Raw genomic sequence first — 25,785 nt, 5'->3', positions numbered from 1 at the left:
AACCAGCGATCATGCGTACCCCCGAAGACCTCGCCGAAATCCTCGACCTCGAAGCCATCGAGGTGAATCTGTTCCGGGGGACCAGCCCCAACGACGGCCCGCCCCGCATCTTCGGCGGCCTGGTCATCGCCCAGGCCCTGATGGCGGCCTACAAGACGGTGCCCGAGCGGATCTGCCATTCGCTGCACGCCTATTTCATCCGTCCCGGCGACGTGAACGCCCCGGTGCTCTACGAGGTCGAGCGGGCCCGCGACGGCGGCACCTTCACCACCCGCCGCGTCGCCGCCATCCAGCACGGCGAGCAGATCTTCAACCTGGCCGCCTCGTTCCAGACCCCGGAGGAGGGGCTGGAGCACCAGGCGACCATGCCCGCGACGGCCGATCCGGAGACCCTGCCGACCGACCTGGAATACGCTCGTTCTCTGGGCGACGAGGCGCCGCGCGCCTTCGTGCGGTTCGCCGAGTCGCCGCGCCCGATCGACCTGCGCTGGGTCGACCCGCAGCATCCGGGCAAGCCGGTGCCCAAGTCGGGCAACAAGGAGGTCTGGATGCGGGCCAAGGCGCCGATCGGCGACAATGTGCGCCTGCAGCAGTGCGCCCTGGCCTATGCGTCCGACATGGCCTTCATGGAAAGCGCCCTGCGCCCGCACGGCCTGATCTGGACCTCGCCGGGCCTGCAGGCCGCGAGCCTCGACCACGCCATGTGGTTCCACCACGGCTTCGACTTCAATGACTGGATCCTGTTCTCGCAGGACAGCCCCTCCGCCTCGCAGGGCCGGGGCCTGGTGCGCGGCCAGATGTTCAGCCGCGACGGCAAGCTGGTGGCCTCGGTGGCCCAGGAATGCCTGATGCGGGTGCGCACGAAGGACTAGGCGGATCCGAGGCGTTCCAGGACGCCGATGAACCGGTCCAGGTCGCCGCCGGTCATGGCGCGCTCGGCCTCGATCACCAGCTGAAGCTTGCGGGCCAGCAGCCGCAGCTCGATCTCGCCGGCTTCGGCCTGGGTCTTGGCGGCCGTCGCCTTGCTGGCCTCGGCCTCCGCCAGCAGCTTCGTCGCCCGGGCGGCCAGGGCCTCGTTCTCCAGACCGGTGCGCGACAGGCGATCCTTCAGGTGTTCGATGGAGCGGGTGAGCAGGTCCTGGGCCTCGTCGCGCACGGTGGTCCGCCGGTTGTGATCGACGACGGAGTCGAGCACCGCCGCGAGGGCCTGGGTCAGCTTGGGGACCAGGCTGTTGCCGACGGTCGGCAGGGCGGGCTCGTGCGAGCGACGCCGGGTGGCGACGAACACGTCGATGACCAGCTTCATCGCGGCGATCGCGGAATCCGACTTCAGGACTGTCGCCGCCATCACGACGCCATGCTCGGTGAACACCCAGGGCGTCTTGCGCCGCCCGCCCCAACTTGATGTCGCATTTTGCGACATCAAGTTCGTCGCCTCGTCCGGAGTGAGCTGGAAGGCGTAGCCTTCGAACCGGCCGGCGTTGCGGCGCACCTGTTCGTTCAACCGCCGGGTCTCGACGCCGAAGAGCGCGGCGATGGCGTCGTCGAGCACGACGCTCTCTCCGCGAACCCTATGGATCTGCGCTTGAATCGGCGGGATCGGGACGATTGTCGACATGGCGTACGCGCGAGCTATTTTGAGAACAAAATAGCAACCTTATCGCGACCGGTGTCAATCCTCAGTCGTAGTGGCGCTCGACGTCGTCTTCCTGGTCCGGCGTTTCAGGGCCTTCCGGCTCGCCCACCAGCGCCGGCGGGTCGGCCAGGACGACGCCTTCGGCGATCTTCACTTCCGGCACGGCGGCCCGGGTGAAGGGCAGGTACCAGGTCTGGCCGCCCAGGGCGGGCGTGATCTCGAGCAGGTCGTCGGCGCCGAAGTTCTGGACGCTCTTGATCTTGCCCAGCAGGGCGTCGGTGGCGACGTGGCGCACCGGCAGGCCGATCAGGTCGGCCAGGTAGAATTCGTCTTCCTCGGGCTCGGGCAGGGCCGAGCGGGGAACATAGAGCCGCAGGCCGCGCAGGGCGTCGGCGGCCTCCTTGGTGTCGATCCCGACGCAGCGGGCCACGACGCCGTCCTTGGCTACGCGGGCGCTGGTCACGGTCAGGCCGGGCGAGCCGTCCTGGCGGGTCAGCACCTTGAACCGGGTCAAGGTCAGGGGGTCTTCGGTGAAGGTGGCGATCCGCACCTCGCCGCGCACGCCGAAGCCGCCGGCGACGCGGCCGACCAGGATCAGGTTGTGCGAGGGCGTAGGGGCCATGGGGGACCGCGCAAAAGAAAACGCCGCCGCCAGACGGATGTCCGGCGGCGGCGCGTCCGAAAGCCTTAGCCTTCGGTGGTTTCTTCCGAAGCCGGGGCTTCTTCAGCGGCGGCTTCAGCGGCAGGAGCCTCTTCGGCGACCACTTCCGGCTCCGGCTCCGGAGCCGGAGCAGCGGCGGCCTCGGCAGCGGCGGCGGCGGCGGCTTCAGCGGCGGCCTTGGCGTCTTCCTTGGCCTGGGCTTCGGCGGCGGCGCGCTCTTCTTCGCGCTGGGCGCGTTCGGCGATGCGCTCTTGAGCCTTCTTGCCCGGGGCGCCCTTCTGCGGGTTGTTGCCGTGGGTCCAGGCGCCGATGCCTTGGGCGGCCAGGAAGCGGGCGACGCGGTCGGTGGGCTGGGCGCCCTTCTTGAGCCACTCCTGGATGGACTCGACCTTCAGGGTCACGCGCGCGGCGTCGTCCTTCTTGAGCAGCGGGTTGTAGGTGCCGACCTTCTCGATGAAGCGGCCATCGCGCGGCGAGTGGCTGTCGGCGATGACGATCGAGTAGTAGGGGCGCTTCTTGGCGCCGCCACGGGCGAGACGGATCTTCAGCATTGTCGTAGTCCTTGGTCTAAAGTTCTATTTCTTGAACGGGTTGAAGCCGGGCAGGCCCAGGCCGGAAAGGGGATTGGGCTTGTCGCCGCCGCCCCCCGAGAGACCCGGCAGGCCGGGCAGCCCCGAGAGGCCTTGGCCTCCCGCTGCATTGGGATCGGGCTGGGCGATCTTGCCCCCGCCCATGGATTTCAGTCGGGCCATGTCGCCGCCGCCCATCATGGCGGCCATGCGGGCCATGCCCTTGCCGCCGTCCTTGGACATGGCCTTGAACATGTCGGCCATCTGGCGGTGCTGCTTGAGCAGGCGGTTGACCTCGGCGACGTCGACGCCGGCGCCGGCCGCGATGCGGCGCTTGCGCGAGGCGGCCAGCACGTCGGGCTTCTTGCGCTCCAGCTTGGTCATCGAGCTGATGATCGCCTGCTGGCGGCGGAAGATGCTGTCGTCGATGCCGCTCTCGGCGATCTGCTTTTTGACCTTCTGGACGCCGGGCAGCAGGCCCATGATGCCCTGCATGCCGCCCATCTTCTGCATCTGGTTCAGCTGGGCCGACAGGTCGTTGAGGTCGAACTGGCCCTTGGCCAGCTTCTTGGCCATGCGCTCGGCTTCGGCCACGTCGAGGTCTTGCGCGGCCTTCTCGACCAGGGCGACGACGTCGCCCTGACCCAGGATCCGGCCGGCCACGCGGCGGGCGTCGAAGACGTCGAGCGCGTCGATCTTCTCGCCGGCGCCGAGGAACTTGATCGGCAGGCCGGTGACGTGGCGCATCGACAGGGCCGCGCCGCCCCGGCCGTCGCCGTCGGCGCGGGTCAGGATCAGGCCGGTCAGCGGCAGGCGCTCGTGGAAGGCTTTCGCGGTGCGCACCGCGTCCTGGCCGGTCAGGCTGTCGGCGACCAGGATGGTCTCGGACGGGGTGGCGATGCGGGCGATTTCCGCCGCCTCGCTCATCATCGCCTCGTCCAGGGTGGTGCGGCCGGCGGTGTCGAGGATCAGGACGTCGTAGCCGCCCAGCTTGGCGGCGGTCAGGGCGCGCTTGGCGATGTCGGCGGCGCTCTGGCCCGCGACGATCGGCAGGCTCTCGACCTCGACCTGCTTGGCCAGCATGGCCAGCTGTTCCATGGCGGCCGGGCGGCGGGTGTCGAGCGAGGCGACAAGCACCTTCTTCCGCTCGATCTTGTTCAGCCGCAGGGCCAGCTTGCCGGTGGTGGTGGTCTTGCCCGAGCCCTGCAGGCCGGCCATCAGGATCACCGACGGCGGGTTCAGGGCCAGGTTCAGGCCGGTGGGGACCTCGCCGCCCAGCATGTCGACCAGGCCGTCATAGACGATCTTGACCACCTGGTCGGCCGGCTTGACCGACCGGATGACCGCCTCGCCCGAGGCGGCTTCCTTGGCCTTGCTGATGAAGTCCTTGACCACCGGCAGGGCGACGTCGGCTTCCAGCAGGGCGACGCGGACTTCGCGCAGCGCCTCGTCGATGTCCTTCTCGGACAGCACGCCGCGACCGCCGAGGCGGTCGAAGACCCCTGAAAGTCGCTCTGTAAGGCCGTCGAACATGCGGAACCCACGTCAAGAATAGTGACCAAACGCAATCAGCCCCCGTGGACGATCACGTCGACGGGGGTCCTCGCCGTCCTCGTCCGGATGGATCCTGCGCTAACAGGCCGGGGTCGTGACGGTGGAGGCGCTGCTGATAAAGCGCCGGAAGGGCGCGCTTATGCACGAAAGGCGGCGGGGAGTCAAAGCGCCCGCCGCCCCGCGCGGCCCTAGAGCAGCCAGTTGCCGGTCGACAGGCCCTGGCCCGTGACCAGCACGGCGAAGTCGCTGGTGGCGTCGCCGTCCAGGTCGCCCCAGATCACCGAGGCCTGGCCGAAAAGGCCGCCCAGGCCGAACGCGCCCACGTCCACCCCGCCCAGCGCCCCGATGGCGGTGAACAGGCTGGCATAGGTGACCACCATCAGCTGGCCGCCGCCGGTGGCGCTCAGGCTGGAGACCAGGGCGAAGGCCTGGTCTCCATCGACGTCGGCGTCGCCGTCCAGGGCGCTGAAGTCGAAGAGGTCGCTGCGGTTGTAGTCGCTGACATAGTCGATCGAGAAGTCGTCGTCGAACGAGGCGCCGTCGAAGGCGAAGACGTCGTTTCCGCCGCCGCCCACCAGGATGTCGAAGTCCGCGCCGCCGTTCAGGCGGTCGGCGCCCGCCCCGCCCAGCAGAATATCCTTGCCGCCGGCTCCGTACAGGCTGTCGTTCCCGCCGTCGCCGGTCAGCAGGTTGGAGACGTCGTTACCCTCGATAGTGTTGTTGAGGCTGTTGCCGGTGCCGAGCGCGGCGTCGCCGGTCAGCTTCAGGTTCTCAAGGTTTGAGCCCAGGCTGTAGCTGATCGAACTCCAGACCGTGTCGGTCCCGCCGCCCGAGGTCTCGACCACCGTGTCGCGCCAGTTGTCGACCACGTAGCGGTCGTCGCCCGCTCCGCCGGTCATCTTGTCGACGCCCGTCCCGCCGTCCAGCACGTCGTTTCCGAGGCCGCCGACCAGGATGTCGTTCCCGTCGCGGCCCTCCAGGGTGTCGTTGCCGGCGTTGCCGGTCAGGGTGTTGGCGGCGGTGTTGCCGATCAGGCGGTCCGAGCCGCTGCCGCCCACGCCGTTCTCGATCGTTGCGCCGTAGGCGATGCCGACATTGTCGGTCAGCCGCCCGACCACCGGATTGGCGGCCAGCAGGGCCATGTTGGAATTGTAGGTCGCCAGCGACACCGGGGCGTAGCCGGCCGCGGCCCGGTTGGCGTTGACCTGCTCGAACGAGGGCGCCGTGTCGTAGGTCACCCCGCCGATGCTGCTGAGCGAGCCGGGGGTCAGGTCGATGATCTGGTCGGTGGCGTAGCCCGAGGCGTCCAGCGTATCGATGCCGCCGGCGTCCCAGATGGCCATGACCGGGGCGGGGGTCTTGGTGAAATCGTAGCTGTCGCGCCCGGCGTTGCTGTTGAAGCCGTAGGTGGTGTTGCCCGTCCGGGTGGTCATGTCGGCGCCGTAGATCGCCTGGATGGCGGCGATGTCGTGCACCAGCGGGGTCGAGGCATAGACCGTGGTGGAGATGTTGAAGTCGAAGTGCCGCGCGCCCGTCTCCGAGGCCGAGAAGTAGGACATGATGCTGTAGGCGCGGCTGTCCTGGTAATATTCGGCGTTGGCGGCGTAGGTGATGCTGACGCCGGGGGCGGCGTTGTAGTCGCCCGGATGCTCCAGCCCCAGGGCGTGGCCGCTCTCGTGGGTCAGGGTGTGGATGCCGTAGAGGCCCTCGTCCAATTGGAAGTTGGACGGCTGGTTGGCGCTGACCCAGATGTCGCCGGCGATCAGGTCGAACTGGTCGGGCGTGTAGTCATACGGCAGGTAGGCGTAGGCCTGGGTGCCCGGCTGGTTGGTGTAGTTGGCGAAGGTGATGTCGGCCTCTTCGGGCGCGGTCTCGACCAGGGTGGGGGCGATCAGGTCGTCCCAGCTGGTCATGGCCTCGCGGGCGGCGGCCTTCTGGGCCTCGGTGAACGGGGCGAAGCCGAAATATTCGGTCAGGCCGTAGAGCTCTCCGTCCTCCTCGTAGACATAGGGCTCGGCGAACATGCTCTCGGCGGTATGGAAGCCGTAGTTCAGCACGGTGACGTCGCCGTCGCGCGGCACGGCGTGGTCGACATTGCCGGGCGTCCAGCCCGCCCCGCCGCGATTGAGCTGCTCGATCACCTGCTCGATCGTGAACACCGGCTTGTCGCGGATCGTGCCGCCCTGGCCGTCCACCGAGGCCGCGACCGGCTGCAGCGAGACGTCCAGAGCCGGGGTCACCGTGTCGGTCGGTCCCTGGAACACCGGATAGCTGGTCTCGCGATGGAGGTCCTGGTCGAGGCTTTCGTCGTGGAGGCGCATCGGTTCTTCCCGGGTCTGGAGGTTTCAGGGGCGAGGGTTAGGGCAGTCGCGGCTGGCGCCACGGCAGGGCTTCGGCGAGCGCCGCGTTCAGCGCCGTGTCGAACGGGGGACTTCCGCCGGCCGCCGGCAGGGCCACGACGCGCGGCGCGGGGCCGAACAGCTCCGAAGGCGCGGCGGTGGCGCGGAAGACGCGCAGGGAAAAGACCAGCAGCGATCCACGCCCCTCGGGGCCGGGCTGCACATGGCCGTGGAACAGCAGGACGGCGGTGTCGGCGGCGATCAGGCGTGGATCGCCCGGCGCCAGCACCACGACCGGGATCGGGGCCTTGTCGGCGGCCAGGCCCCGCACCCGCTCGCAGAGGCCGGCCTGCAGTCGGCGGCGGTCGGGCAGGGTGTCGGGCGCGACCAGGCACTGCACGCCCAGGCGCTTGGCGCCGTCCCAGGACAGGCTCGGCGTCGAAGCCTTGGCCGATGCGCCGCAAATCATGGCCCCGATCAGGGGAAGGGCGCAGGCCCATGCCAGGATTTGTCGGGTTCGCGACATGGATTTCCCGCTGTCGGCCGCTGAAGGGTCTCTTCGTCCCCGTGAGATTTGCGAGAAACTTTGTTACATGCAAGCAATACGTGCATAGTGAAGCTTACATATTTCCGCGTGTGGTCACGCTTGATGCGGCAAGCGGGCCAGGCGCCGCCTAGTCGGTCGGCGAGGTGACCGTGGCGCCGGAGGCCTTCAGGCGGTCGAGCACGCCGTTGGCCGGCAGCAGGAAGGCCAGGTCCACGACCGCCACCGTGACGCCGGGACGGCCCAGGGCCTCGTTCAAGGCGTTGGCCGACTGGCCGATCTGGTCGGCCAGCAGGCCGGGGCCGCCGGGCGCCCGCATCAGGCAGCGCTGGGCCGCCGAGGACGAGTAGCGGGCCCGAACGCTGGCCAGGTCGCCGTTGGCCCAATCGGTTCCGATGGTGGTGGCGTGGGCCGCGTCGTAGTCGATCTCCGACAGGGCGTCGCGCAGGCAGGCCAGCTGGCCCTCGTCCGACAGCTTGCCGACCACGCCCAGCACCGGCCCCAGCCGGTACTGGCTCATGGCCTTGACCTTGACGCCCTTGGCCTTGGCCATCCGCTCGATGGTGCTGACCGGCTTGGCTTCGGAGATGCCGGCGGCCTGGCGGAAGTCCGACATCACGATGAAACCCGCCACGGCCGGCTTCCAGTCCTTGTAGGGCACGGCGGTGCGGCCGGCCTGTTCGCGCACGTTGATGAAGCGCGCCTTCACGTCGGGCGGCAGGGTGTTTTCCAGCTTCTTGCCGAACGGCTGGCGCAGGCCGCCGCCGCCGGTGAGCACGAACTTGGTCATCTGCAGGGGACCGACCGAGGCCTCGGGCGGGACGAGGACCAGCGAGGCCTGGTCGAGCGCCCGGTTCAGGCGCGGGCTGTCCCATTTCAGCTGATGGTTCAGGGGCGGGGCCGAGCCGACGACATAGAGCTTGGCGCCGCCCTTCTCGACCAGCCACAGGGCGGGGCCGGGCGGCCGGGCCACGATCAGCAACTCCTCGACCACGGCGCTGCCGGGATCCTGCGGGAAGAGCTCGACGGTCCGGGGCGGTTCGGCGGGAGTCTGGGCCTGGGCGGCCAGGGGGCCGAACGCCAAGGCCAGGACTGGGCCGATCATCGCCAAAATGCGTCCCGCCATGGCCGTCCTCCCGCGCGCTACCCTTTAACTGGCCAGATGGGTATCGGAATGCCGTGGCGAAAGCGCGGCGGGCGGCAGGTCGCGCAGGGTCTGGGCCAGCAGCCGTCCTTCGGCCCCCCGGCTAGAGCCGTTGCGCCAGGCCACGACGATCTCGCGGCTGGGATGGTCGGCGTTCAGCGGGCGGATAGTGACCGGCGTGTTCTGGGTCAGGCCCGCGGCCACGGCCATGGACGGCAGGAACGACACGCCCAGGCCCGAGCCGATCATCTGCACCAGGGTGGGCAGGGAGGTGGCCGCGAAGCTCTCCTCGTCGCCGGCGGCCGAGTGGCGCGGCGGCTCCAGGCCGCAGGCGGCCAGGGCGTGGTCGCGCAGGCAGTGGCCGTCTTCCAGCAGGATCATGTCGTCGCCGCTGAGGCTGGCGGGGTCCACCCGGTCGAAGGCGGCCATGCGGTGGTTGGCTGGACCGGCGGCCAGCAGCTCGTCGTCCTCGACATGGGCCCAGTCCAGGCCCGTCATGTCGTAGGGCAGGGCGATCAGGGCCGCGTCCAGGGCGCCGGACTTCAGGGCCGCGATCAGCCGGTGGGTCAGGTCCTCGCGCAGATAGAGCCGCAGCTTGGGGAACTGGTCGCGCAGGGCCGGCAAGGCGCGGGGCAGCAGATAGGGGGCGACGGTGGGGATCACGCCCAGGCGGAACCGCCCGGCCAGGGGCTGGCCGGCGCCGCGCGCGGCCTGCACCAGATCCTCTGCTTGAGCGAGGATCGCCTCGGCCCGGCGCACGGCTTCCTGGCCGGCGGCGGTCAGGATCACGCCCGAGCGGGCGCGGTCGACAACGGGCGCGCCCAGGATCTTCTCCAGTTCCTGGATGCCGGCCGACAGGGTGGGCTGGGTGACGTGGCAGGCCTCGGCCGCCCGGCTGAACGAGCCGTGCTCGGACAGGAGCTTCAGATATTGCAGCTGGCGCAGGGTGGGGAGCATGGGGTGAATATAGGGACGATCTATCGTGAAATGAAAGTAGATCGAGAAAATCCTATGCGGCGACCGTTTGCCCCCACCTGACGGCTTCGCCGTCTGTCCGCCCCCGTAGGGGGCGGAGGACTTAAACGCGGCGTCCTCTCCCCCTGTGGGGGAAGGAGGGCCGAAGGCCCGAAGGGGGCAAGTGAGCGCCCCGCCTCAGCTCAGCGCGATGTCACCGACGCCAACGCCTTGGCGATCTGGTGCACGTTGTACGGTTTCCTCACGATCGGGGCGTCGAAGCCCATCGGGGCGGCCTTGTCGGCATAGCCGGTGGCGAACACGAAGGGGCGGCCCTCGCGGCGCAGGACTTCGGCCACCGGGGCCACCGACTGGCCGTTGAGGTCGGCGTCCAGCACCGCGGCGTCGAAGGTCAGCTCCAGCATCTGCAGCGCCTCGGCCAGCTCGGCCGCGCAGCCCACCACCTCGACGCCGGAATCCTCCAGCCCCGCCTCCAGCTCCATGGCCAGCAGCAGGGAGTCCTCGACGATCAGCACCTTAAGCCCCGCGATGTCGCCGGCCTTGAAGCTGTCCTCACCGCCGCCGAAGGTCTCGACGATGCGGGCGTCGGGCGCGGCTTCCGGTTCCGGTTCGGGCTCGTCGACCAGGGCGTCGGCGGCGGCGTGGATCAGGGCGGTCACGCCGCTGCGCTTGTATTCGATGGTGGCCCGCCCGCCGAGTTCGCGGCCGACCACGTCCTCGATCAGGGTCACGCCGAAGCCGCGCACCTCGGGTGGCGTGGTCATGGGACCGCCGGTCTCCAGCCATTCCAGATTGAAGCCGCCGCCAGGGGCCACGCGCCAGACCACCTCGACCCGGCCGCTCTCCACCGACAGCGAGCCGAATTTCACCGCGTTGACGGCCAGCTCGTGCAGGGTCAGCGACAGGGCTGCCGCCGCCTTGGGGGTCAGGAACAGTTCGGGCCCGTCCCAGCGCGTCTGGTTGGGGGCCACCCCGCCCAGCTCGGCGGCGGCGATGCGGGCCAGGGTGGCGCCGCGCCAGCGGGCGGCGCTGAGCAGGTCGTGGGCCGAGCTCATCGACTTGAGCCGGCCGTTGAAGGCCTTCAGGAAGCCGTCCAGCGACGAGGCCTTGCGGGCCGACTGGCCGGCCACCGACTGCACCACGGCCAGGATGTTCTTGATGCGGTGGTCCAGCTCGGTGACCAGGTTCTCGCGCTGGTCGTCGGCGTCGCGGCGCTCGGTGACGTCCTGGACCACACCGATCAGCCGCAGGGGCTGCTTGTCGCCGTCCAGCACCAGCAGGCCCGCCACCCGGGTCCAGACCACGCGGTCGGGCTCGGCGGTCACGCGGCGGAACTCCACCTCGTAGCGGCCCTGGGCCTTCAGCTGCTCCTCGACCTCGGCGCGGATGAGGTCGCGGTCGATGGGGTGGACGAAGCTGTAGAGCGCCTCGCCGCCCTCGGCCGGGGCCAGGCCCTCGGGGATCTCGGTGATGCGGGCCATGCGCGGGCTGACCCGCACGGTGTCGGCGGCGATGTCCCAGACAAACTCGCCCAGATTGGCCGCGCGCAGGGCGAGAGCAATGCGCTCGCTGTCCAGGGTGCGCTCGGCGACGTTGCGGGCGGTCTCGGCGTCGTGCAGCAGCTCTTCCATGGCCAGGGCGGCCAGATCCGCCAGGGCCTCGGCCAGGCCGGGATCGATGGCCGCGCGGGGCTTGGCGTCCTCGACGGTCAGCAGGCCGACGATCTCGCCGCCGGCGGTCTTGAGCGGGGCGCAGGCGAAGAAGCGGCTGTCGGCGCACCAGGGCCGCAGGGGCTGGTTCGGGTCGTTGTCGAGGTCGGGGCTGGAGACCACCCCGCATTCGCGCAGCCGGTCGGACAGGCCGGTGGGGCGGGGCTCGCTCAAATGGTCGAAGCCGACCTTGGCCTTCAGCCAGACCTGGTCCTTGCCGATCAGCCGGATCGCCGCCCGGGGGGCGTCGAACAGGCGCGAGGCCAATCGAACGATCCGGTCGAATCGGGGGTCGGCCGGGTCGCCCTCCAGGGCGTGCAGGGCGTCGAGCGCGCGCAGTCGCCGCGCCTCGTAGTCATCCGCCAGCGATCCGCTCGCATCATCCATGGTCCGACCATAGACCGGGTTCGCGCGTCGCGCGAGATCGATAAAGCCGAGGTTCGTTCGATCCCCTGTGGTGAAGCTCCAACCTTGACGCTACAATGGAACTTGTCGCCTCGGCCCGGCGTTGTGCGGGCGCAGCTTCGCTGCTGTCGCCCCCCACAAGCCGCCCTCTACAGGCCCGAGCCGCGAACCGGAGATCATCATGCCCGACAACGCCCTGAACCCCGCCCTGAAGGAAGCCGACAAGGCGGCGTCGAACGCCGGCGCGGCGCTGGATCACGCCGAGCGCAGCTTCGGCGAAGCCGCCAGCGCGGCCAAGGCCAACCTCGGCGAGGCCGCCGCCAGCGCCAAGGCCAACCTGTCCGAAGCCGCCAAGCGCATCGAGGCGTCCCTGACCCAGGGCCTGGAAACTCTCCGCGCCCAGACCCGCACCTATACCGACACCGCCGGCCAGCAGGTCGATGAGGCCAGCCGCTATGTCAGCGAGCGGGTCCGCGAGCGTCCGATCACCGCCACCCTGGCCGGCCTCGGCGTCGGCGTCCTCCTGGGCCTGCTGCTGGCCGGAAACCGTAGCGGCCGCGACAAGTGATCTTCGGAAAGACTCTGACGACCTTGGCAGCGGCCGCGGCGATCGCCGCGGCCGCTGCCGTGAGCGTGTTCGCCGCCGCCTTCGCCCTGTTCGCGGTGCTGCAGCCCCATCTCGGCGCGGCCGGTTCGGCGGCGGTGGTCGCGGCCGTGGCCGCCCTGATCGTCGGGTTCGCCGGCCTGCTGGCCGCGCTGAAGGCCGAGGACAAGTCGCATCACCACCACCATCAGCCCGCCGGGCCGGACGGTTTCGCCTTCGCCGAGAAGGCCATCGAAATGGTCAAGGAGCGCCCGATCCTGACGGTCAGCGCCGGCCTGGCGGCGGGGATCATCGCCTTCCGAAATCCGGCCCTGGCGGCGGTCGTCGCCAAGGCTTTGCTGGACGCTGGTAAACCGCCGCCGCGTTAAGGCCGGCTATTCCGGACTCTCGTCTTTCCCGCCTCTGGTTTTCTGGGTCTTCCCGCCCATGTGCCAGGGGCGTTTTACTTGGAGCGATCTGATGTTTACCCTCCCCGAACTGCCCTACCCCTATGAAGCCCTGGAGCCGACCATCTCGGCCAACACGCTTCATTTCCATCACGACAAGCACCACGCGGCCTATGTGAACGCCCTGAACGGCCTGCTGCCGGAAGGCGACACGCGTCCGCTGGAAACGGTCATCAAGGAAGCCGGCCCCGGCAAGGTGTTCAACAACGCCGCCCAGATCTGGAACCACCAGTTCTTCTGGGACTGCATGAGCGCCGACAAGACCGGTCCGGGCGCCGAGCTGTCGGCCGCCATCGACGAAGCCTTCGGCGGCCTGGCCGGCCTGAAGGAAAAGTTCGTCGCCGAGGGCATCGGCCACTTCGGTTCGGGCTGGGTGTGGCTGGCCGTCCAGGGCGGCAAGCTGGTGGTCCTGTCCACCCACGACGCCGACGACACCCTGACCAAGGACGGCATCGTCCCGCTGCTGGTCTGCGACGTGTGGGAGCACGCCTACTATCTGGACCACCAGAACAATCGGAAGGGCTTCCTGGAAGCCTGGTTCGACATCCTGCCCAACTGGGCCTTCGCCGACGGCCAGTTCGCCGCGGCCAAGGGCCAGGGTGCGGTCTGGACCTTCCCCCAGGCCTGATCCTTTCCGGATCTAGATCTGAAGCGGCGCGACCTCGGTCGCGCCGTTTTCTTTTGGAACGCAGCGGCGCGGCACCGACCAGGTGCGGAAGGTCACGAACTGGGTCCGCTCGAAGGCCAGGGCCGTGATGCGGATGTCGAGGTCGTCGATCTCGATGACGTTGAAGCTGGGCGGCACGCCGCGCTCGCGCACCGACAGGGTGCCCGACCCCACCGCCTGGGTGCAGCCGTCCGAGAACGGGTAGGGATGCACGAACGGTGCGTGGATGTGGCCGGTCAGGACCAGGTCCACCCCGGCGTGGGCGAAGGCCTGGGCCGCCGCCGTGCCGCCGCGCACCTTGGCGGTCATCGGCCCGCCCAGCATCTCGATCAGCGGATGGTGGCAGACCACGATCTTCATCGCCCCGGGGGCGGCGTCCTTCAGGTCGGCGCAGACCTCGCGCACCTGGCGGCGGGAGACCGCGCCCTTGGACCAGTTCAGCCGCAGCTGGAAGGCGCGGGCCGAGTTGAGGCTGGCGATGGTGGCGCGCGGATCGTCCCAGTCGCCGTTCATCCGCGCGCCGAACCGCCGCTCGTAGCGCCGCCAGGGGGCGACGATGCGGGTCAGGATCTCGCGCGGTCCGACGAACGGGGTATCGTGATTGCCGGGGGTGACCAGCTGGGGCCGAGGCAGGCGGGCCAGCCACGCCTGGGCGGCGTCGAACTCTTCTTCCTTGCCGTCCTTGGTCAGGTCGCCGGCGGCGATCACCAGGTCGGGCGCCTCGGCGTGGATGCGCTCGACGGCCGCCTCGACGGCTTCTTTATGCTCGCCGCCGAAATGGATGTCGGAGACCTGGACCAGCTTCAGCGGCTTCATGCGTCGGAAACCGCGGCGAGGGGCACCATGGCGCGGAAGGCCTTGGGGCGGAAGCGGATGCTGACGCTGTCGTCCAGCCGCACCGGCTCGCCGTCCAGGATCGCGGGGATGCGCCCGCCGGCCCAGACCTTGCCGATCCGGCAGCGGCCCACCACCACCGACGGATCGTCGCGCCAGTTGCCGGTTACGGCGCTGACCCCCAGGCGGAAGATGTCCAGCGCGCTGGCCGGATCCAGGGCCGCGGCCTCCAGCGCCCGCTCGTCCTCGTGCAGCTGTGTCGAGACCAGGGGGCACAGCAGGCTCAGGGCCTCGGTCTTGCCCTTGGGCCGACCGTCCAGCACGTAGCGCAGGCGGCTGGAGAAGGCCCGGCGCAGGGCCCGCTGGGCGCGCATCAGGGCCAGGTCCGCGCGGCCCGCCCGGGCGGCCTCGCGCGCCTCGGCCCACAGGGCCGGGCTGCCCAGTATGGCGGCCACGAAGAACACCCGGCCGTTGATCTCGCCACCCGAGATCATCTTGGTGTCCCAGCCCTTCAGGCAGTTGGCCATGGCCTCGGGCCAGGGGATCGCGCCGTAGAGGGCGTGGGGCAGCATGTTCATGGTGCCGCCGGGCAGGGGCGCGATGGGCGGACCGTCGGGGCCGGCCATCTCGGCCGCGGCGCGGGCGGTGCCGTCGCCGGCCACCACCATCACCGCGTCCGGGGCGGAATCGATGGCGTCGCGCAGGCAGGCCGTCAGCTCGCCCTCGCCGGGCGCGTGGACGCGTCCGGTGACGCCGTGCTCGGCCAGGATCGCCTCGGCCTGGGCCGGCGCGGTCTTGCCCACCGAGCCGGAGGCGATGTTGGTGATCACTTCCACGCGCATGCGAAATCCATTTCCCCGAGATGATGACCCGCCCCCGCAGGCCAAACGGCGGCGCTTGGTCCGGGTTCCCGGAACCGTTGGCGTGGCGTGGCCGTTTGCCTGCCTGGGACATGCTCGGAGGAGAGCCACGATGAACAAGACCTTGATCGCCCTCTTGGGCGTCGGCGTGCTGGCCACGGCCTGCACCGCCACCGGCAATACCGAACGCAACGCCGCCGGCGGCGCGGCCCTGGGCGCCCTGGCCGGCGCGGTGATCGGCAACAACGTGGGCAGCGGCAGCGCCGGCACCGGCGCCCTCGTGGGCGCGGCCATCGGCGGCACGGCCGGCGCGGTCAAGGGCTGTCGCGAAGACGGCGGCTGCGGCGCCACCAACGTCAATCGCCGTCAGTACTATGACGAGCGCGCCGGACGGTATTACTACTACGACTCGCGCAGCGGTCGTTACTACTGGGAAGACGGCAGCCCCCGTTAAGTCGGGCGGCGCTGAAACACCGGGAAAGGCGGTCGGCTCGCGTCGGCCGCCTTTCGCGCGCCGGGACCTTAGAGGGCAGAGGGCAAGCGATGAACAAGGTGGGACGGGCCGCGATCGGCCTCTTGGCGCTGGGCGGCTTGCTGGCGGGGTGCGCCTCGAGCAGCCCCTGGCCCAAGTCGCGGTCGCAGATCGTGAAGATGGCGCCGGCCTGCGAGGACTTCTCGGTGCAGATCTATTTCGAAAGCCAGTCCGCGGCCCTGACCAAGGAAGCCCGGTCGGTGCTCAAGAGCGCCGAGGCCATGGCCACCGGCTGCAAGGTGGCCTCGGTGCGCGTGGTCGGCCTGGCCGACGCCGTGGGCCAGCCGGACGCGAACCTGGCTCTGTCCAAGCAGCGCGCCGACACCGTGACCCGGGCCCTGACCAAGGCCGGCTTCGGCAAGGTGGACTTCGAGGTCGGGGCGGCGGGCGACGCCGGAGCGACCAACAGCGCCGGCGAGGCGCGACCCCTGCGCCGCCGGGCCGACATCCGCTTCGACCTGGACGGCCGCCTGAAGTAGGGGGGCGGATTCTTTTGAAATTGTCATCCCGGGCGTAGCGCAGCGAAGACCCGGGACCGACGCCTGAGCTCGGCGCTTCGGGTCGGTCCCGGATCGGCGCGCTACGCGCTTGTCCGGGATGACAGCGATCTTTGCGCTCACGAACTGTGAGCCCCGCCACCCATACAGAAAGGGCGGGCCGCGAGGGTCCGCCCGAAGGGCTAAAGAGGGGGTGCGGAGGCAGCAGGCCAGCTATCGCCAGCCTTCAAGTCGGGGGGGCGTCGCCGCCTCCGCAATTCGAAAACGTGGCGCCCGCCGACCGGTTCCCGCCGCGCGAAAATTTTTTCGCGCATGCCGCGATTATTTTTCACCGACGTCCCGCAGGCCTTTGCCGCCCCCACCCCAAGGGAACGTCGCCGGGGACGGAACGTTGATTTCCCGAAGGCCAAGAGGGCCTTGCACTGGGGAGCGACGACGGTGATCCGCACCTATCAAGCCGAACACGGTGGCCTGGTCTTCGACACGGCGCTGACGCGTCGACAGAAGGTCCGGCGCAATCGGATCGTGGCCCTGGCGGTGATCTCCGCCGTGGCGGCCTCGGCGGGGCTCCTCCAGCGTTTCCACGACAATCCCGCCTCGGGCGTTCCGACGATGTTGGACGCCGGGGGCTATTCCGCCGCCCGATAAGGAGGCCCGACACATGCCCGCCGATCTCGAACATCACGGACCCGTCCTGAACGCCACCCGCGCCCGCCAGGGCCGCTGGGGCCGTCACGTCTTCTGGGTGCTGATCATCTCGACCGTCCTGGCCGCCGCCGCCCTGTTCGGCGCCTGGGGCATGCGCTCGGGCGACCTGGCCGGCGCCGAACGCAACAACGGCGCCAGCACGCCGGCCGAGGCCCAGCACTATTCCAGCGAACAGAGCAAGTCCGGCACGACCCCCAACGGGTGACGCGGCCGGCCTATCCGCTACGACGGCGTGGCGCGCATGAAAAAGGCCCCGGCGGTTTCCCGCCGGGGCCTTGATCGTTTTAGGCCCGAAGGATCAGGCCGCCTTCTGGGTCCGGCGCGGATGGAAGAACAGCGCCTGGCCGATCGCCGCCTTCACCGTTTCCGGCTGGAAGGGCTTGGTGATCAGGAAGGTGGGTTCCGGGCGCTCGCCGGTCAGCAGGCGCTCGGGGAAGGCGGTGATGAAGATCACCGGCACGTCCAGGCGCGCCAGGATGTCCTTGACCGCGTCGATGCCCGACGAGCCGTCGGCCAGCTGGATGTCGGCCAGGACCAGGCCCGGGGTGCGGCGCGCCACCGCGTCCACGGCTTCGCCGCGGGTGGCGGCGATGTCGATGACGTCATGACCCAGCTCGCGAACCAGGGCTTCGATGTCGGCGGCGATCACCGGCTCGTCCTCGATGATCAGGACCTCGGTGGCCAGCTCGGCGTCGATCTCGCTCTGGGCCTCGGAGATCAGGCGCTCGACCTCGGCGAAGTCGCAGTCGAGGATCTGCGCGGCCTCGGTGGGCGTGAAGCCTTCCAGGGCGGTCAGCAGGAACGCCTGGCGCGAACGCGGGGCGATGCGCATCAGACGCTGCGAAGCGTCGTCGCTCAGGCTGACGGTGTCGTCACGGCGCGCTTCGAGCTGAGCGCCCGAGGACAGCCAGATGGCGTGGAACACGCGATAAAGGGCGACGCGTGGCGACAGATTGGCGTCCAGCGACCGCTCGCCGGCCGCCAGGGCCTCGAGCGCGACGCGCACATAGTGGTCGCCGGTGGTCTGGTCGCCGGTCAGCGCGCGGGCGTAGCGACGAACATAAGGCAAGTGCGGCGCCAGCCGGGCAAGAAGACTCATGACCCCTCCCGTTAGAGTGTCTTCGGAACAAAAAAGCCTCCGGTGCGGTGAAGCTGCGCCGTTCGGCTATCCGAACATAAACGCGGGTTCCCCGCCCCGGTTCCGTTCCCGGTTCCGAAGGGCGAATAATTTTGCCATCATATGCCCAAGCTTGTGGAACCCCATACGGAATCCGACGTTGTCATCCGGCGTACACTCATTCGGCCAAAGGGGGCGGGCGCCGCGCTTTGTCGGCGTCGAGGACATGATCGAACACGTACCCATGGAAGATCACCGTAAAGGCGCCGCCGCTCTCGACGAAGCCCGGCTCCGCCAGCAGGCCATCGGCGTCAAGCTTCGCCAGATGTTCGACGAAGTCGTGAACGAGCCCGTGCCGGACGAGTTCCTCGACATCCTGCGCAAGGCCGAGAAGCCCGCGGGAGAGCGTTGAGCATGAGCGAAGCTCAGGTCGGCCGCTCCCCCTTCGATCCGGCGCGTGACAACACGTTCAAGAAAGAACTGGTCACGCTGATCCCCCATCTGCGCGCCTTCGCCCGGACCCTGACCGGCGATCCCACCGCGGCCGACGATCTGGCGCAGGACGCCATGATGAAGGCCTGGGACGCCCGCGCCAGCTTCCAGCTGGGCACCAACATGAAGGCCTGGACCTTCATGATCCTGCGCAACCAGTTCTATTCCGAGAAGCGCCGCTCGTGGCGCCAGAGCCAGCTGGACCAGGAGGCGGCCGAACGCACCCTGGTGGCGGTAGACGATCCCGAGGCCCCGGTGGCCCTGGACGAGCTGCGGATGAGCCTGGCCATGCTGCCGCCCGAACAGCGCGAAGCGTTGATCCTGGTCGGCGCCGGCGGCTTCGCCTACGAGGAGGCGGCCGAGATCTGCGGCTGCGCCGTGGGCACGGTGAAGAGCCGGGTCAGCCGCGCGCGGCGGGCCCTGCAGGCGATCCTGGAGTCCGGCGCCTATGACCGCGACGGCGCCGCCGCCGGCGACGCGATGTACGCCATCCTGGCCGACGCGGAGAGACTGAGCACTCTGCGGTGAAATCGTTTCTCGGGCGAGGGGGCGACGCGGCGGGGTCCATCCGGGTCCGTCTGGCCGGCGCGCTGTTCCTCGCGCTTCTGCCCGTTCTGATCCTGGGGGTCCTGCAGTCGGTCTTCGCCTTCAAGGCGGAGGCGGACTCGCGGCGTCAGAGCCTGGACCTGGCCGCCGGCCGCAGCGCCGCGATCGCCCATGCTCGCATCGAGTCGGCCGGGGTCCTGCTGGAGGCCCTGGGTCCCGGCTCGGTGGGGCTGGAGTGCGTCCAGCGCCTGGACACGGTCAAGCAGCGCCTGCACGGCTATTCCAACCTGATCCGGTTCGACGAATACGGGCGGGTGTCCTGCGCGTCCGGCACCGTGCCGCCCGATCCCCAGCGCGCCGACCGGCCCTGGTTCAAGCGCCTGGAAAACGGCGCCGACATGGTGGTGGCCAGCGCGCCGGGCGCGGCCTATGCCGACGAGCCGGCCATTCTGGCGGCCGTGCGGGCCAAGCGGCGTGACGGGACCTTCGACGGCGCCATGGCCGCGGTGCTGACTCTCTCCAGCCTCCAGCCCGAGACCGCCAACCGCTACCTGCCCGGCGGGGCCGAGGTGGCCCTGGCCGATTCCGAGGGCCACATCTTCGCCGCCACCAATCCCAAGGCGTTCGGCGCGCCGCCGAGCGACTGGCGGGCCCTGGCCGCCCGCAACGGCTCGGCCCTGTGGTCGGGCCGCGACGCCGACCATCGCCACCGCGACTTCTCGGCCGCGCCCCTGGTGGGCCAGGAGGTGTTCGTCATCCTGTCGGCCAAGGCCCCGGGCATCGCCTCGTGGGCCTGGCTGAATCCCATGCTGCGCCTGCTGGCCCCGATCCTGGCCTTCGTCCTGGCCCTGGCGGCGGTGCTGTACGCCACCGAGCAGGCGGTGATCCGCTGGATCGTCTATCTGCGCCGGGTGGCGGCCATCTACGCCCGGGGCCGGTTCACCGTGCGGCCGCTGCAGGCCGAGCGGGCGCCGCCGGAGATCCGCGAGCTGGCCGCCACGCTGGACGACATGGCCGCCGGGATCGTCGCCCGCGACGCCTCGCTGCGCGACAGCCTGGGCGAGAAGGACGCGCTGATGCGCGAGATCCATCACCGGGTGAAGAACAATCTGCAGATCATCTCGTCCCTGCTGAACATGCAGCAGCGGGCCTTGACCGATCCGGCCGCCCGCACCGCCCTGAACGACACCCGCCAGCGGATCACCGCCCTGGCCCAGATCTATCGCGCCCTCTACCAGGGACCGGACCTGAAGCGGGTGGACCTGCGGCCGTTCCTGGAGGAGCTGACGGCGCTGTTGCTGGCCGGCGACATGTCGACCGGCGGGCCGATCCGCACCGAGGTCCACGCCGATCCCCTGGTCATCGATCCCGACCGCCTGGCGCCCCTGGCCCTGTTTGCGGTCGAGGCCATCACCAACGCCCAGAAGCACGCCCTGGCCGACAACGGCGGCACGCTCACGGTCGACTTCTTCGTGCGTGGCGAGGAGGCGGAGCTGGCCATCGGCGACGACGGCCCCGGCGCGCCCAAGGGGCCGGTCGAGGGGGTGGGGCGCACCCTGATGACCGCCTTCGCCCGCCAGCTGCGCGGCAAGCTGGTGTTCGACACTTCGCCCGCCGGCGGCCTGCTGGTGCGGCTGATCTTCCCCACGCCGCTGGTTCCGGCGGACGAGGTCGCGCACGCCGGAACTTAGCTGGGCCGCTTACGTTCAAGTGGGGCAACGCCTTGTAGACGCCCGGTCTGGGCGATCACCCCGGAGAAAAACCCATGCGTAAGCTCGTCATCCTGGCCGCCCTGGCCGCCAGCCTCACCGTCGCCGCCTGCAACACCGTGGAAGGCGCCGGCAAGGACGTCTCGTCGGTCGGCGGCGCCGTCAGCGACACCGCCAAGGACGCCAAGTAAGTCCAGCGACGTCTTCGAGACCGGCTCCGCCGGCCCTCGCTTCGAGCCCGCCGATTCCGATCGGCGGGCTTTGTCGTTTCGGCTCCAGATTGCGTTTCGCAAATGCAATTGGACGACGAATTCGACACCTTTTCGCCGGCTTCGTGACAAACCCCCGCCCGGCGTAGCTTGCGGGTTACAAACCCGGTCCAAAGCCGAGGACGAGCGATATCCGCCTGGAAAGCTTGAGCGTCAGCCTGGAAGCCTCGCTTCAAGGGCTTTCCCGACTTGTCGTCTTCCGCTTCCTCCGCCCCGCCTGTCTTCGTCCATAGCGGCTGGCGCTGCTCCAGCACCTATGTCTGGCAGAAATTCCGCGCCGCGCCGGGGGCCATGGCCTTCTACGAGCCCTGGCACGAACAGCTGGCGCGGCTGACGCCCGAGACCATCGAACTGGAGCGCCCCGACAACAGCGGCCTGCGCCATCCCGGCGAAAGCCGGCCCTATCTGTCGGAGTTCCGCGACCTGCTGCACGGCCAGGCCGGGGTGGCCGGCTACGAGTCCCGCTTCGCCCTGGACGACTATTTCCTGGAGGCGGACGCCGAGGATCCCGCCCAGGCGGACTATGTCGGCAATCTGATCACAGCGGCCCGGGCCCGGGGCCGCGCGCCGGTCCTGGCCTGCTGTCGCACCCTGGGCCGGATCGGCTGGCTGCGGCGGCGGTTCGGCGGGACGCACATCGTGCTGATCCGCGATCCGGTGCAGCAGTGGCGCTCGTTCTACTCGCTGCGCAAGCGGCCCCGGCCGACCTATTTCGAACAGTGCCAGTACGTGATCCTGTCCGAGGCCGTCCAAGGGTCGGGGGCCGCGCGGCGGCTGGGGCTGAAGCCCGGCGAGGGCGACCTGGCCGCGCGGATCAAGGCGGTCCGCGACCGGTTCAAGCGCGCCCCGGCCAGGACGTCGTTCGCCGCCTTCCTGGCCGTCTACGTGCTGTCCTACCTGGCGGCCCTGCCCCAGGCGGACCTGGTGATCGACATCGACCGGCTGGGCGCCGAGCCCGACTACGCCCGCGAGACGGCCCAGCGAGTGGCGGCTCTGACGGGCCTGGCGGTCGATTTTTCAGACTGTCGCGCGCCCACGCCCCACGTGGAGCCGGCGGGGCTGGACTATCGGGAAGAGGCCATCGCCATGATCAACGCCCTGGACGCCGGCGCGGCGTTGCGGGCCAAGGGGCCGACCCAGGCGCTCTACGCCAAGCTGCTGGCGGCCCTGCCCGAACCGGCGGCCCGGCCCTCGCCGTGGCGGCGTCTGCTGGAAAAGCCGCGCCTGGCCTGGGCCCGCGCCTAGGCGGCCGCGCTGAAGCTGGGATCGCGGGTGAACAGGCCGGGGCGCCCGGCCACGGCCCGCACCGCGTCGGTGACGCCCGACACGGTCTCGCCGCCGCCCAGCAGCAGCACCCCGTCGTCCTCCAGCCGCGCGGCCAGGCTCTCGATCACCCGGCCGTGCACGCCCGGGTCCAGGCCCGGCAGGACGTTGCGCAGCAGGATGGCGTCGAACTTGCCCATCGACGACAGGTCGGCCAGCAGGTTGATCCGCCGCCAGCGCACGGCCTGGCGGATGCGCGGGCTGATCGCCCACATCTCGTCCTGGTTCTCGAAGTGCTTGACCAGCAGGCGGATCGGCAGGCCGCGCTGGACCTCGAACTGGGTGTAGAGCCCGCTCTGGGCCTTTTCCAGGCAGCGGTCCGACAGGTCCGAGCCGAAGAACTCGAACCGCGCGCCGGCCGCGATGTCGCGCGACTCCGCCGCCGTCATGGCCAAGGAATAGACCTCCTGGCCGGTCGAGCAGGCCGCGCTCCAGATGCGGATCGGGCGGTCGCGACCCAGCTTGGACAGGGCCGGCAGCAGCTCGTCGCGCAGGTGGGCGAACACCTCGCGGTCGCGGAAGAAGGTGGTCTCGTTCAGGGTCAGGGCCTCGACGACCGCCCAGATCAGCCGGTCCTCGCGATGGGTCCGCAGGGCCGCGACCATGGCGTCGATCGACTCGAAACCCTCGCGCCGCGCCAGCGGGTTCAGCCGGCTCTCGACCAGATAGGCCTTGTCGCTCTCGATGCGCAGGCCGGCGCGCTGGCGGGCCAGGGCGGCCAGCAGGTCCATGTCCTCGGGGCTCACAGCAGACCGGCCTCGGCGAACTTCGCCGCGATGATGTCGCCGTCGAACGGCTTCATGATGTATTCGTCGGCCCCGGCGTCCAGGGCCTCGCGGATGGCGTCGATCTTGTTCTCGACCGTGCAGAAGACCACGGTCGGCCCTTCGCCGCCCGGCTCCTTGCGCAGATGACGCAGGAACTCGATGCCGTTCATCACGGGCATGTTCCAGTCCAGGAGGACGGCGTCGGGCATGGCCGCCCGGCACCAGGCCAGGGCTTCCATTCCGTCGGCGGCCTCGGCGATCTCGAAGCCAATGTCCTCCAGGACGCGTCGGGCGACTTTGCGGATCACCCGGCTGTCGTCGACGACGAGGCAGGTCTTCACGGCACGCTCCACTTCAACGCCGCCAATCTGGCGCGAAGGGGGTTAAGGAGCGGTGACGGTAAGCGCGACGTTCAGGGTTTTATCGTCGCAGGGGGCGACCGCCCCTAGCCGGCCGGGACCCAGGCCGCCAGGCTGACCTGGTCTTCGCCCAGCTCGACGCCCACCTGGCCGCCAGCCGCCTTGACCAGCGAATGCAGATAGGCCGCCTGCACCCAGGGGCCGCCCAGGCCCTCGGCCAGGGGCTCGCCCTTCAGCCCGGCCAGGATTTCGGGACGCAGGCGCGCGCGCGGACCGGCGGCGTCGGCGGTGATCGCCACGCGGTCATCCAGCACCACGGCCCGCAGGGTGGCCTTGCCGCCGGCCGGCAGGGCGCTGGCGGCGATCTGGGCGATGTTGAGGATGGCCCGGGCGCTGGCCTTGTTCAGGGTGCAGGGCGGGATGGCCCAGTCCAGGGTCGGGCGCACGTGGGCGAACACGCCCTGGGCCAGTTTCTCCAGCTCGCGGCTGTCAAAGTTCTCGGCCGAGGCCGAGGCGCCGAACGCCACGCGGGTGAACTGGAGCAGGTCGGCCAGCTTGCGGGCGCTGGATGAGATCAGGCTCATGGCGTCCTCGCGCATGTCCTGGGCGGAGGGATCTTCCAGCAGGTCCAGGCCCGAGACGATGGCGCTGGCCGGGCTGATGAAGTCGTGACACAGCCGCGCGGCCACCAGCGAGGCGAACTGGGGACCGTTCACGTCCAGCTCGGGAGCGGGAGACGGGGCGGCGGGCGTGGGGGCGGCGTCGGTCATGGCGCGATCTTTGGCGTGATTTGAGACTTTGGCAAACGCTCCTGAGCGCCTATCAGAGCCCCTCATGGATCCGTTCATCGAGCCGGGCGTCCTGGTGCGCCATCCCGACCAGCCCGACTGGGGCCTGGGCCAGGTGCAGTCGGTGATCGCCCACCGCGTCACCGTCAATTTCGAGGACGCCGGCAAGCAGACCATCGACGCCAACCGCGTGCGCCTGATCTTCGTCGGCGACGACCCGAGGGGAGGCTGAGCATGACCCCCGAGACTCTCGCGGACATCGGCCGCGACCTGGCGGTCATCGTCGAGGAGGCCGCCGCGCTCATCCTGCCCTTCTGGCGCACGGAGCTGGACGTGGTGCGCAAGGCCGACGAGAGCCCCGTCACCGAGGCCGACCGGGCCGGCGAGCGGCTGATCCTGGCCCGCCTCTTCGAACGCTTCCCCGACATCCCTGTCGTTTCCGAAGAGCACGCCAGCGAGTTCGGCGCGCCCGAGGCCATCGGCCCGCGCTTCTTTCTGGTCGATCCGGTGGACGGCACCAAGGCCTTCGTGCGCGGCGATCCCAACTTCACGGTCAATATCGGCCTGATCGACCAGGGCCTGCCGGTGGCCGGCGCGATCTGCGCCCCGGCGACCGGCGAGACGTGGTTCACCACGGGCGGCGGCGTGCTCAAGCGCGAGGGGCCGAGCGGGGCCGAGGTTGGTGTAAGCGTCCGCCCGTGGCCGGAGGGCCAGGCCCTGGCCCTGCTCAGCCACACCATGAAGGAAGAGCGGATGGCCCAACTGGCGGCCCAGTACGGCTTTTCCCTGCGCGCCCCGATGGACAGCTCCATCAAGCTGGTCCGCCTGGCCGAGGGCGCGGCCGACATCTATCCTCGCCACGGCCCGACCATGGAATGGGACACCGCCGCCGGCCACGCCATCCTGCTGGCCGCCGGAGGAAGTTTCGAGGCGCTGGACGGCGGTGTGTTCACCTACGGCAAGGCCGACAGGGGCTTTCGCAACGAAGGCTTCGTGGCGCGCGGGGGTTAGGGCGGATTCGGGGACATGCACTCACGGCCGTGCGTCGGCCGGTTGGCAGGGCGTTCGAGGTGAGTGCGTGTCCCTAAAGTCGTCCGCCGAGCTTGAAGACGCCGCAGCCGAAGGTGGGGACACGCACTCGCCCTACGGCCGAGAGTCCCCTCGAAGGGCCCTGCCGCGAGTGCATGTCCCCGGCGATTCAGCGGTCACGGCTGGGGACACACGCATGCGTGTGTCCCCATCAGCAGGCGCTCTATCCCTAGCACATAGCGAATGAACTTCAGTGATTTCAATCGCTTGAAATTTCTCGGCCTAACTTATCCCCATCCCCCGGACCCGCCGTATCCTGTCCTCACCTCGACGCGGGAAAGGGCGCATGGCCAGCGACCGATGCGGCGGCGGGGGGCGATCGAGCGGGAAGCTCTGTCGGTGGTCTTCTTCGGAGGACCAACCCCATCCATCTGGTGCCGGCCGGGCCTCGAAAATAAACGGCGTTGGATAGGGGCCGATAGAACAGCAGGCGAGCCGTGACAGGCTCGCGGTCCGGGTTGGATATCGTTGGTCCAGCCCGCCCGTCGGAGGCTTCAAGGCGGCGAGGCCCTAACAAGGCTCAGCGTCGCGGGCTTCCGGCAAAACGAGCGCGCGGAGCGATCAGGCTTCGTCGAAACGGTACACACAATAAGCACTCCGGACGATGTCCGGCGCTCCGCGTCCCTTTCCGATAGCTCAGCG

30 protein-coding genes are annotated in these 25,785 nt (G+C 69.8%); 15 read left to right on the top strand and 15 right to left on the bottom strand.

Annotated elements, in window-relative coordinates; all coding sequences use genetic code 11:
* The first annotated feature begins 11 nt into the window (after positions 1-11).
* Positions 12-872 (top strand): acyl-CoA thioesterase, encoded by an 861-nt coding sequence (locus tag AC07OA_RS05135; protein WP_494662681.1) that lies wholly within the window; start codon positions 12-14, stop codon positions 870-872.
* Here AC07OA_RS05135 and AC07OA_RS05130 read toward each other — a convergent pair.
* The 9 genes from AC07OA_RS05130 to AC07OA_RS05090 form a co-directional block, all read right to left on the bottom strand.
* Positions 869-1,618: an ORF6N domain-containing protein gene (locus AC07OA_RS05130; RefSeq protein ID WP_494662680.1), complete on the bottom strand. Its 750-nt coding sequence runs from the start codon at positions 1,616-1,618 to the stop codon at positions 869-871. The genes AC07OA_RS05135 and AC07OA_RS05130 overlap by 4 nt on opposite strands.
* Before the next feature lie 61 nt (positions 1,619-1,679).
* Entirely contained in the window at positions 1,680-2,258 is a 579-nt protein-coding gene (rimM, locus tag AC07OA_RS05125) for a ribosome maturation factor RimM (protein WP_494662679.1), read from the bottom strand.
* Positions 2,259-2,323: 65 nt separating this feature from the next.
* Positions 2,324-2,848, bottom strand: a complete 525-nt coding sequence (rpsP, locus tag AC07OA_RS05120) for a 30S ribosomal protein S16 (RefSeq protein ID WP_494662678.1) — start codon at positions 2,846-2,848, stop codon at positions 2,324-2,326.
* A 24-nt stretch (positions 2,849-2,872) separates the two neighbouring features.
* Complete coding sequence (gene ffh, locus AC07OA_RS05115; protein ID WP_494662677.1) at positions 2,873-4,399, bottom strand: signal recognition particle protein; 1,527 nt, start codon at positions 4,397-4,399, stop codon at positions 2,873-2,875.
* Between the two features lie 209 nt (positions 4,400-4,608).
* Complete coding sequence (locus AC07OA_RS05110; RefSeq protein ID WP_494662676.1) at positions 4,609-6,741, bottom strand: M10 family metallopeptidase C-terminal domain-containing protein; 2,133 nt, start codon at positions 6,739-6,741, stop codon at positions 4,609-4,611.
* Positions 6,742-6,778: 37 nt separating this feature from the next.
* On the bottom strand, positions 6,779-7,228 hold the full coding sequence (locus AC07OA_RS05105) for a hypothetical protein (RefSeq protein ID WP_494662675.1): 450 nt from the start codon (positions 7,226-7,228) through the stop codon (positions 6,779-6,781).
* A 205-nt stretch (positions 7,229-7,433) separates the two neighbouring features.
* Positions 7,434-8,429: a TraB/GumN family protein gene (locus tag AC07OA_RS05100; RefSeq protein WP_494662674.1), complete on the bottom strand. Its 996-nt coding sequence runs from the start codon at positions 8,427-8,429 to the stop codon at positions 7,434-7,436.
* Between the two features lie 24 nt (positions 8,430-8,453).
* Positions 8,454-9,404, bottom strand: coding sequence for a hydrogen peroxide-inducible genes activator (locus tag AC07OA_RS05095; RefSeq protein WP_494662673.1), 951 nt, complete (start codon positions 9,402-9,404; stop codon positions 8,454-8,456).
* 200 nt (positions 9,405-9,604) lie between these two features.
* Positions 9,605-11,518: an HWE histidine kinase domain-containing protein gene (locus tag AC07OA_RS05090; RefSeq protein ID WP_494662672.1), complete on the bottom strand. Its 1,914-nt coding sequence runs from the start codon at positions 11,516-11,518 to the stop codon at positions 9,605-9,607.
* Between the two features lie 199 nt (positions 11,519-11,717).
* Between AC07OA_RS05090 and AC07OA_RS05085 the strand changes: the two genes are divergently transcribed.
* The 3 genes from AC07OA_RS05085 (at position 11,718) to AC07OA_RS05075 (ending at position 13,214) form a co-directional block, all read left to right on the top strand.
* The gene (locus tag AC07OA_RS05085) at positions 11,718-12,104 is read left to right on the top strand and encodes a hypothetical protein (RefSeq protein WP_494662671.1); all 387 of its coding nucleotides are present in this window, start codon (positions 11,718-11,720) and stop codon (positions 12,102-12,104) included.
* A 59-nt stretch (positions 12,105-12,163) separates the two neighbouring features.
* Positions 12,164-12,508, top strand: coding sequence for a hypothetical protein (locus tag AC07OA_RS05080; protein ID WP_494662670.1), 345 nt, complete (start codon positions 12,164-12,166; stop codon positions 12,506-12,508).
* A 91-nt stretch (positions 12,509-12,599) separates the two neighbouring features.
* A complete protein-coding gene (locus AC07OA_RS05075; protein ID WP_494662669.1) occupies positions 12,600-13,214 on the top strand; it encodes a superoxide dismutase in 615 nt (204 codons plus the stop codon).
* Positions 13,215-13,226: 12 nt separating this feature from the next.
* On the opposite strand, the gene AC07OA_RS05070 is transcribed toward AC07OA_RS05075, so the two are convergent.
* Entirely contained in the window at positions 13,227-14,069 is an 843-nt protein-coding gene (locus AC07OA_RS05070; protein ID WP_494662668.1) for a metallophosphoesterase family protein, read from the bottom strand.
* Complete coding sequence (locus tag AC07OA_RS05065; protein ID WP_494662667.1) at positions 14,066-14,929, bottom strand: diacylglycerol/lipid kinase family protein; 864 nt, start codon at positions 14,927-14,929, stop codon at positions 14,066-14,068. The genes AC07OA_RS05070 and AC07OA_RS05065 overlap by 4 nt, the downstream gene beginning before the upstream one ends.
* 130 nt (positions 14,930-15,059) lie before the next feature.
* Between AC07OA_RS05065 and AC07OA_RS05060 the strand changes: the two genes are divergently transcribed.
* From AC07OA_RS05060 to AC07OA_RS05045, 4 genes are all read left to right on the top strand, one after another.
* Positions 15,060-15,401, top strand: coding sequence for a YMGG-like glycine zipper-containing protein (locus tag AC07OA_RS05060; protein WP_494662666.1), 342 nt, complete (start codon positions 15,060-15,062; stop codon positions 15,399-15,401).
* An 89-nt stretch (positions 15,402-15,490) separates the two neighbouring features.
* Positions 15,491-15,958, top strand: a complete 468-nt coding sequence (locus AC07OA_RS05055; protein ID WP_494662665.1) for an OmpA family protein — start codon at positions 15,491-15,493, stop codon at positions 15,956-15,958.
* Positions 15,959-16,414: 456 nt separating this feature from the next.
* Entirely contained in the window at positions 16,415-16,624 is a 210-nt protein-coding gene (locus AC07OA_RS05050) for a hypothetical protein (RefSeq protein ID WP_494662664.1), read from the top strand.
* Positions 16,625-16,637: 13 nt separating this feature from the next.
* The gene (locus tag AC07OA_RS05045) at positions 16,638-16,889 is read left to right on the top strand and encodes a hypothetical protein (RefSeq protein WP_494662663.1); all 252 of its coding nucleotides are present in this window, start codon (positions 16,638-16,640) and stop codon (positions 16,887-16,889) included.
* 93 nt (positions 16,890-16,982) lie between these two features.
* Here AC07OA_RS05045 and phyR read toward each other — a convergent pair whose 3' ends face one another.
* Positions 16,983-17,783 (bottom strand): anti-anti sigma factor/receiver protein PhyR, encoded by an 801-nt coding sequence (phyR, locus tag AC07OA_RS05040; protein ID WP_494662662.1) that lies wholly within the window; start codon positions 17,781-17,783, stop codon positions 16,983-16,985.
* 244 nt (positions 17,784-18,027) lie between these two features.
* On the opposite strand from phyR, the gene nepR reads away from it, so the two are divergent.
* The 5 genes from nepR (at position 18,028) to AC07OA_RS05015 (ending at position 22,062) form a co-directional block, all read left to right on the top strand.
* Positions 18,028-18,213 (top strand): anti-sigma T factor NepR, encoded by a 186-nt coding sequence (gene nepR, locus AC07OA_RS05035; protein ID WP_494662661.1) that lies wholly within the window; start codon positions 18,028-18,030, stop codon positions 18,211-18,213.
* A gap of 2 nt (positions 18,214-18,215) precedes the next feature.
* The gene (locus AC07OA_RS05030; protein ID WP_494662660.1) at positions 18,216-18,821 is read left to right on the top strand and encodes a sigma-70 family RNA polymerase sigma factor; all 606 of its coding nucleotides are present in this window, start codon (positions 18,216-18,218) and stop codon (positions 18,819-18,821) included.
* A complete protein-coding gene (gene phyK / locus AC07OA_RS05025) occupies positions 18,818-20,530 on the top strand; it encodes a sensor histidine kinase PhyK (protein ID WP_494662659.1) in 1,713 nt (570 codons plus the stop codon). Before AC07OA_RS05030 ends, phyK begins: the two co-directional genes overlap by 4 nt.
* Positions 20,531-20,604: 74 nt before the next feature.
* Positions 20,605-20,739 (top strand): entericidin A/B family lipoprotein, encoded by a 135-nt coding sequence (locus AC07OA_RS05020; protein ID WP_494662658.1) that lies wholly within the window; start codon positions 20,605-20,607, stop codon positions 20,737-20,739.
* Positions 20,740-21,006: 267 nt separating this feature from the next.
* On the top strand, positions 21,007-22,062 hold the full coding sequence (locus tag AC07OA_RS05015) for a hypothetical protein (RefSeq protein ID WP_494662657.1): 1,056 nt from the start codon (positions 21,007-21,009) through the stop codon (positions 22,060-22,062).
* Here AC07OA_RS05015 and AC07OA_RS05010 read toward each other — a convergent pair.
* The 3 genes from AC07OA_RS05010 to chpT form a co-directional block, all read right to left on the bottom strand.
* A complete protein-coding gene (locus tag AC07OA_RS05010; RefSeq protein WP_494662656.1) occupies positions 22,059-22,886 on the bottom strand; it encodes a CheR family methyltransferase in 828 nt (275 codons plus the stop codon). The two genes, AC07OA_RS05015 and AC07OA_RS05010, sit on opposite strands and share 4 nt — an antisense overlap.
* Complete coding sequence (locus AC07OA_RS05005; RefSeq protein WP_494662655.1) at positions 22,883-23,260, bottom strand: response regulator; 378 nt, start codon at positions 23,258-23,260, stop codon at positions 22,883-22,885. Before AC07OA_RS05005 ends, AC07OA_RS05010 begins: the two co-directional genes overlap by 4 nt.
* 92 nt (positions 23,261-23,352) lie before the next feature.
* Positions 23,353-24,036, bottom strand: a complete 684-nt coding sequence (gene chpT, locus AC07OA_RS05000; RefSeq protein ID WP_494662654.1) for a histidine phosphotransferase ChpT — start codon at positions 24,034-24,036, stop codon at positions 23,353-23,355.
* Positions 24,037-24,100: 64 nt separating this feature from the next.
* Here chpT and AC07OA_RS04995 point away from each other — a divergent pair, with 64 nt between their 5' ends.
* Positions 24,101-24,286, top strand: coding sequence for a DUF3553 domain-containing protein (locus AC07OA_RS04995; protein WP_494662653.1), 186 nt, complete (start codon positions 24,101-24,103; stop codon positions 24,284-24,286).
* A 2-nt stretch (positions 24,287-24,288) separates the two neighbouring features.
* Entirely contained in the window at positions 24,289-25,065 is a 777-nt protein-coding gene (gene cysQ, locus AC07OA_RS04990; protein WP_494662652.1) for a 3'(2'),5'-bisphosphate nucleotidase CysQ, read from the top strand.
* Positions 25,066-25,785 lie beyond the last annotated feature (720 nt).

The sequence above is a fragment of the Caulobacter sp. GW821-FHT09B08 genome (assembly GCF_059418225.1).
This window is presented reverse-complemented; position numbering and strand designations above follow the sequence as displayed.

Coding starts and splice junctions, on each gene's coding strand:
- nepR (WP_494662661.1), top strand. CDS start 18,028: ATGATCGAACACGTACCCATGGAAGATCACCGTAAAGGCGCCGCCGCT.
- AC07OA_RS05055 (WP_494662665.1), top strand. CDS start 15,491: ATGAACAAGGTGGGACGGGCCGCGATCGGCCTCTTGGCGCTGGGCGGC.
- rimM (WP_494662679.1), bottom strand. CDS start 2,258: ATGGCCCCTACGCCCTCGCACAACCTGATCCTGGTCGGCCGCGTCGCC.
- AC07OA_RS05095 (WP_494662673.1), bottom strand. CDS start 9,404: ATGCTCCCCACCCTGCGCCAGCTGCAATATCTGAAGCTCCTGTCCGAG.
- rpsP (WP_494662678.1), bottom strand. CDS start 2,848: ATGCTGAAGATCCGTCTCGCCCGTGGCGGCGCCAAGAAGCGCCCCTAC.
- AC07OA_RS05135 (WP_494662681.1), top strand. CDS start 12: ATGCGTACCCCCGAAGACCTCGCCGAAATCCTCGACCTCGAAGCCATC.
- AC07OA_RS05085 (WP_494662671.1), top strand. CDS start 11,718: ATGCCCGACAACGCCCTGAACCCCGCCCTGAAGGAAGCCGACAAGGCG.
- AC07OA_RS05070 (WP_494662668.1), bottom strand. CDS start 14,069: ATGAAGCCGCTGAAGCTGGTCCAGGTCTCCGACATCCATTTCGGCGGC.
- phyR (WP_494662662.1), bottom strand. CDS start 17,783: ATGAGTCTTCTTGCCCGGCTGGCGCCGCACTTGCCTTATGTTCGTCGC.
- cysQ (WP_494662652.1), top strand. CDS start 24,289: ATGACCCCCGAGACTCTCGCGGACATCGGCCGCGACCTGGCGGTCATC.
- AC07OA_RS05060 (WP_494662666.1), top strand. CDS start 15,060: ATGAACAAGACCTTGATCGCCCTCTTGGGCGTCGGCGTGCTGGCCACG.
- ffh (WP_494662677.1), bottom strand. CDS start 4,399: ATGTTCGACGGCCTTACAGAGCGACTTTCAGGGGTCTTCGACCGCCTC.
- AC07OA_RS05065 (WP_494662667.1), bottom strand. CDS start 14,929: ATGCGCGTGGAAGTGATCACCAACATCGCCTCCGGCTCGGTGGGCAAG.
- AC07OA_RS05020 (WP_494662658.1), top strand. CDS start 20,605: ATGCGTAAGCTCGTCATCCTGGCCGCCCTGGCCGCCAGCCTCACCGTC.
- AC07OA_RS05105 (WP_494662675.1), bottom strand. CDS start 7,228: ATGATTTGCGGCGCATCGGCCAAGGCTTCGACGCCGAGCCTGTCCTGG.
- AC07OA_RS05075 (WP_494662669.1), top strand. CDS start 12,600: ATGTTTACCCTCCCCGAACTGCCCTACCCCTATGAAGCCCTGGAGCCG.
- AC07OA_RS05045 (WP_494662663.1), top strand. CDS start 16,638: ATGCCCGCCGATCTCGAACATCACGGACCCGTCCTGAACGCCACCCGC.
- AC07OA_RS05090 (WP_494662672.1), bottom strand. CDS start 11,518: ATGGATGATGCGAGCGGATCGCTGGCGGATGACTACGAGGCGCGGCGA.
- chpT (WP_494662654.1), bottom strand. CDS start 24,036: ATGACCGACGCCGCCCCCACGCCCGCCGCCCCGTCTCCCGCTCCCGAG.
- AC07OA_RS05110 (WP_494662676.1), bottom strand. CDS start 6,741: ATGCGCCTCCACGACGAAAGCCTCGACCAGGACCTCCATCGCGAGACC.
- AC07OA_RS05130 (WP_494662680.1), bottom strand. CDS start 1,618: ATGTCGACAATCGTCCCGATCCCGCCGATTCAAGCGCAGATCCATAGG.
- AC07OA_RS05030 (WP_494662660.1), top strand. CDS start 18,216: ATGAGCGAAGCTCAGGTCGGCCGCTCCCCCTTCGATCCGGCGCGTGAC.
- AC07OA_RS05100 (WP_494662674.1), bottom strand. CDS start 8,429: ATGGCGGGACGCATTTTGGCGATGATCGGCCCAGTCCTGGCCTTGGCG.
- AC07OA_RS04995 (WP_494662653.1), top strand. CDS start 24,101: ATGGATCCGTTCATCGAGCCGGGCGTCCTGGTGCGCCATCCCGACCAG.